7 protein-coding genes are annotated in these 4,909 nt (G+C 42.3%); all 7 read right to left on the minus strand.

The window, feature by feature from the left end:
* On the minus strand, positions 1 to 701 hold a 701-nt coding region (locus ACO4PX_RS08560; protein ID WP_485572287.1), incomplete at its 3' end, for a HipA domain-containing protein.
* Complete coding sequence (locus ACO4PX_RS08565; protein ID WP_007158246.1) at positions 691 to 924, minus strand: hypothetical protein; 234 nt, start codon at positions 922 to 924, stop codon at positions 691 to 693. The genes ACO4PX_RS08565 and ACO4PX_RS08560, both read right to left, overlap by 11 nt.
* 33 nt (positions 925 to 957) lie before the next feature.
* Positions 958 to 1,260, minus strand: a complete 303-nt coding sequence (locus ACO4PX_RS08570; RefSeq protein ID WP_007158245.1) for a hypothetical protein — start codon at positions 1,258 to 1,260, stop codon at positions 958 to 960.
* Positions 1,261 to 1,381: 121 nt separating this feature from the next.
* Entirely contained in the window at positions 1,382 to 1,963 is a 582-nt protein-coding gene (locus tag ACO4PX_RS08575) for an ATPase (protein WP_485572288.1), read from the minus strand.
* Positions 1,950 to 2,165: a hypothetical protein gene (locus ACO4PX_RS08580; protein WP_485572289.1), complete on the minus strand. Its 216-nt coding sequence runs from the start codon at positions 2,163 to 2,165 to the stop codon at positions 1,950 to 1,952. Before ACO4PX_RS08580 ends, ACO4PX_RS08575 begins: the two co-directional genes overlap by 14 nt.
* Positions 2,166 to 2,270: 105 nt before the next feature.
* Positions 2,271 to 2,906 carry a uracil-DNA glycosylase family protein gene (locus ACO4PX_RS08585; RefSeq protein WP_485572290.1) on the minus strand — a complete coding sequence of 212 codons (636 nt, stop codon included), beginning with the start codon at positions 2,904 to 2,906 and terminating at the stop codon, positions 2,271 to 2,273.
* 171 nt (positions 2,907 to 3,077) lie between these two features.
* Complete coding sequence (locus tag ACO4PX_RS08590) at positions 3,078 to 4,781, minus strand: M3 family oligoendopeptidase (protein WP_485572291.1); 1,704 nt, start codon at positions 4,779 to 4,781, stop codon at positions 3,078 to 3,080.
* Positions 4,782 to 4,909 lie beyond the last annotated feature (128 nt).

Here is a 4,909-nt window from a genome sequence, read left to right on the forward strand (position 1 = left end):
GCAATATTATCAGTAGTATTTAGAAATTCAAAATAATTAATCTTTCTATCCTTATACTGAATTGCTGAACTTGGAAAAATATAAATTCTATCGTTCATTTCCCTTTCCGAGGAAAGGATATTTTTCATGCCGGCTTCAGTGAGATTAGGATATAAGGAAGAGCCACAGTCATACACGGGAGCTAAGTGTATGATCCCTTTCGACTTGTTGATAAGAAATCCCCAATTCCCATTATGCCTGTCAACATTTCCAATGAAAGCATCCACAATGAACATATCCCAAAAACGTTCTTCAAGCAGTTTACCGGATATGACTTCTTGTGTTTGTATAGTTTCTAAAATACCATCTAATTCAGTATTGTATCCACTCTCTGTATTACTGAGAATAGAATTTTTGAGGGAAGCAAAATCCTTTAATTCAGAGCCATCATCGGTAAAATCTTTGCAGGCTACGGCAAGCTTATCTTTATATGTTCCAAGAATGGTTTTCTGGGTATCTATCCCTAAGCTTTCATAGATATGGCAAGAAAGATATTCATTGATAGAACTATTATCATTATCCTGCTTCAAGCTGCTTCTAACAAAGGAAGGGAGCTTCAGCATATAGCTTTCATTATCATATTGAATGCCTATTTTCTTCCCATTAGCTCCTCCATACCAAAGTAGTTTATTTACCGGACAATCTGTAAAATCAATCGACATGCTCGTCGTCCTCCAAATTGATGCCTAAGTATTTTTTTCGTAAAAATCTTGCCTGTTCATCAGATATTACATAACTGTATAGGGCAGAATTTATAGATCCGTAGACTTCTCCCCAAAGACAATCCAGGAGACTTGAATTTTCTTCTACTCCTTTTATGTATGCTTCTATATCATTTCGCAAGTATCTTGGAAGGGTCATTTCCCAAATTTCTTCTTTTGTCATGCAGCCTCCTTTTAAAACAATGTCCTTAAAGGGTTAATTTATCGGTGTACGGATTTCCTTCAATATATCCTCGTTTTCACTTGGGTTTTCTTCATCAATCCATTTCCAAGAAATCACATAGTCTAAAAAATCGGACTGTTTTTCCAATGCAAGCATTCCCAGTTGTAAGCAGCTGAAAAGATTATCTTCTCCTCTATAAATAAGGCGATAAGGCATTTTGCTTGTATTTTCCACTTTTCCGGCTCTATTATCAAAAGCCTTGTTTGCTATTTCAACTAATGAGTTTAAAATTTCTTGCGGCGTATCTTTCCGAATATCCATCAGGCTTTGAAACATAATTTTTCCTTTCTATATGCTCTTTCCCTATAGCGAAAATGGAAATTATAGAGCATAACTTCTATAATTCCCATTTTTTGAATTTTAACGAGATATTGCTGGCAAAGTATACGGTATCTCGTTATGCTTCAGATATCCATTCCATCGCCCGATTGAACCATGGAATATCATGTTCTTTCACTTGTAAATGCTTGTTATTTAGATTGGCCACTTTTTTGTACTTGACGGTATTATCAAAAAAAGCTACAGAGTCGCATAAGGGTGCAACTTCTTTTAGCATTTTCAGGGAGGCTTCATAGCGCCTTCTGATGTCTTCCTCTTTGATGCCGTGGCCGCCTTCCGTTACTCTTTTTGCCACCCGTTCAATAGCCAGTTCAGGACTTTCTAAACCGATGTAACACATTTTTACGAAAAATCCTTGTTCCTTTGCAGCTTGGATGGTCTTCACAATGGAAATACCGGAGAGGGTGGTTTCCTGATTGAAGGAAGTACCGGATTGAATACAGCGATTGATTTTTTCTAAGGCAATGCGCATGGATTTAAACTGCGCTTTTTCATCTCGCCAGTCCCAGCCATTGCTAAACAAGATTTCGTCGGCATTGATCCGTTCTCCAAGCTCTGCCTGTTTTAGCAAGCTGTATAATGTGGATTTTCCGGCTCCGTTTACGCCTGCAAAGATTGTATATCTCTTATTGTTTTCCATTGGCCTGCTCTTTCCTTTTTAGTAGCTCTTCCTGTTGTTCCTGAAGAAATAATTCAGATAGGGTCATATAGAACTTGAACTCCTCGGCATTTTCAAAATCGATTTCATCAAACAAAATCATATTTTCCGGAGATAGTGTCTCTCTGTACTGCTGATATAAATGCTGTAGCTTGTCCTTCAAATCGGTATGCTTTTCGGGCATCGTTTATCCTCCTTCCTATAAAGTAAAGTGGATGTTTTCGTTTGGTGTTTTGCGGTAATTCTCTTATAGTAATTTTCTTATAACAACTCGCTTACAACAATTCTTTTACAGCAATTCCTTTACCATTTCCTGCAATAGTGGCACATTCCTCTCCATAAACCAGGGATTTTTCTTAATCCATCCATAGTTTAGGGGGCTGGGATGCACCAAGGGAAAATTCAAGATTTCCGAAGAAGTCTGTCCTGACAAAAGAGAACTTGTCCCATGGTCTTTCTCCCATGCTTCTCCGTAAGGATACAGCAAGTCCCTTAAGGGGAGCTTTGCCCCCTTCGAATCATAGTGGGAAATGGCGTATTTTCCAATCAAAATGCGAAGCTTTACCTTAGGGAGGAGAGCGGCTACCGCGTCATGGTATTTTCGCATAAAGGGGCGGGGAGGCAAGTCCCCACCCTTTCCTTTTCCCGGATAGTAAAAGTCCATAGGGATAATGGAGATGGATTTTCCATAAAAGATTTCCTCGGAAATGCCCATCCACTCCATAAGACGCTTCCCTGAAAGGTCATGGAAGGGAATGCCGGATTCCTCCACCTTCCTGCCGGGAGCCTGCCCCACCAGAAGAATCTTGGATTCTTCATGGAATTGGAAAATGGGAGGGACGTCCCGTTCTGTATAGCTTTGATTTTCCGGAAGAGCTTTGATTTCCTCAATCAGCTCTTCCAGTGCTTTATTATTCTGTTTCATCAGCTAAGCATCCTCCAATTCTCATAAAATAAGCCTAGCCAGTTTCTAAAAGTTGCACCGGCCATTCTTTACTAAAAGTAATATGCTTCTCTCTTCTTCAATAACTTGAATCGAGCGCGCTTTTTTATACCGGACTTTTTACTCTTCCTAAATCCGCCTGAACATGTTCCTTTATTGAATCCCGTTTAAATCATAGTCCGCAAGGTATTTCGCCGCGGTATCGCAGATTCCTCGAAGGCAGCTCTCCTGGAAGGGACTTTCCAGACCGGCATTCTTTAGGAGCTTTGTGAAAACCACGGAACCGCCCTGCTTGGTGTACGCCATGTAGTGCTGCCAAGCCTCCTTTTGATCCTTCTGAATCAGGTTCCAGAACTGGAGTGCCACGGTTTGTGCCAGGCAGTAGTCAATGTAGTAGAAGGGAGAAGAGTAGATATGGTGCTGTCTCTGCCAGCCCTCTCCCTCACTATAGAAAGGAATTTCTCCATCCAGCTTTAACCAGGGCTGATAAATCTGTACCAGCTCCTTCCATTTGGCATGTCGCTCTGCAGGGCTGAGATTCGGATTTTCATACACGATATGCTGAAAATGATCCACCATGGTGCCATAAGGAATAAAGCATAAGGCTCCTGCTAAGTGGGAGTAATTGTATTTTCCGGCATCCTCCCCGAAGAACTCTTCGGAAAATGCCTCTGCAAAGAATTCCATGGACATGGAGTGGACTTCGCAGGCCTCAAGGCTTGGCCAAATGCACTCATAGGGCACCCGATTTCGGTTTAGATAAGCGGCAAAGGCATGACCTGCCTCATGGGTAATCACCTCAATATCGTGCTGGGTGCCGTTAAAGTTGGCAAAGATGAAGGGAGTCTTGTAGTCCTGGAAGGAGGTGCAATATCCTCCACCTTGCTTGCCCTTGGTGGAGAGCAGATCCATTAACTCATCATCAATCATGTGATTGAAAAATTCTGCCGTTTCCGGAGAAAGCCAGTCATAGAACTTCTTTCCGGAGGCAACAATCTCGTCCGGATTTCCCTTCGGCTTCGGATTTCCGGAGCGGAATTCAATGGCCGCATCCGCATAGCTTAGGGGATAGGATTTGCCCAGTCGTTCAGCCTGTCTTTTGTAAATCTTTTCGGCAACGGGTACCACATATTTCTGCACGGCCTCTCGGAACTTTTGCACATCCTGCTTGTCGTAGCAGTTTCTTCTCATCCGGTAGTAGCCAAGCTCGGTAAAGTCGGTATAGCCCAGCTTCTTCCCCATTTGATCCCGAAGATGCACAAGCTTGTCATACAAACGGTCCAGCTCTCCCTGATTGTCCTTATACCATTGTCCCTCCGCCTTCCAAGCGGCCAGTCTTCTGGCATCATCCTTGTCATTTTTAAAGGGAGACATCTGGGAAATGGTGTAGATTTTTCCTTCAAAGGGAATCTGCGCACCGGCCAGAAGCTTTTCATAGGCGGTGGTCAGCTCATTTTCCTCCTGCATCATGGGGATGATTTCCGGGGAAAATGTCTTTAAGTCGATTTCTGCGTTCAGGAACATGATGTTCCCATATTTTTTGGCAAAATTATCTTTAAAGGGAGAATCCAAAAGGGCCTTAGTCCATTCCTGATTAAATTCCTGAATCTGAGGATAGGCATTGTTCCAATAGTTTTGTTCCTCATCGTAGAATTTATCTTCCGTATTAATGGAGTGGCGAACCAGGGCAAGGTTGCACATGGTAAATACATGGCCTTGCAGCTTTTCATTTTCTAAGAAAAGAGTCTCCGCCTCTTCGAAATCCTTGGCTTTCTTCAGCTTTTGAATCAGCGCCTTCATTTCCTCTTTAATGCTTTCCACGGAAATGCGCTCATAGGGCATATCTTTAAATTTCATTTTTTATCCTCCAATAGATCAGCCAACGAGATAAACATCTTGATAATAAGACCATTTTTCCGGTCGGTCAATGGGGGGAGGGAATTCGGTCGGGGCTGAGGGAGAAGCCCGGAAGAACTGTGGCGGGC

This window comes from Oribacterium sp., from assembly GCF_057249185.1.

Bases quoted from the DNA above. Each gene is read 5' to 3' on its own strand.
- ACO4PX_RS08565 (WP_007158246.1), bottom strand. From the start codon at position 924: ATGACAAAAGAAGAAATTTGGGAAATGACCCTTCCAAGATACTTGCGA.
- ACO4PX_RS08570 (WP_007158245.1), bottom strand. From the start codon at position 1,260: ATGTTTCAAAGCCTGATGGATATTCGGAAAGATACGCCGCAAGAAATT.
- ACO4PX_RS08575 (WP_485572288.1), bottom strand. From the start codon at position 1,963: ATGGAAAACAATAAGAGATATACAATCTTTGCAGGCGTAAACGGAGCC.
- ACO4PX_RS08580 (WP_485572289.1), bottom strand. From the start codon at position 2,165: ATGCCCGAAAAGCATACCGATTTGAAGGACAAGCTACAGCATTTATAT.
- ACO4PX_RS08585 (WP_485572290.1), bottom strand. From the start codon at position 2,906: ATGAAACAGAATAATAAAGCACTGGAAGAGCTGATTGAGGAAATCAAA.
- ACO4PX_RS08590 (WP_485572291.1), bottom strand. From the start codon at position 4,781: ATGAAATTTAAAGATATGCCCTATGAGCGCATTTCCGTGGAAAGCATT.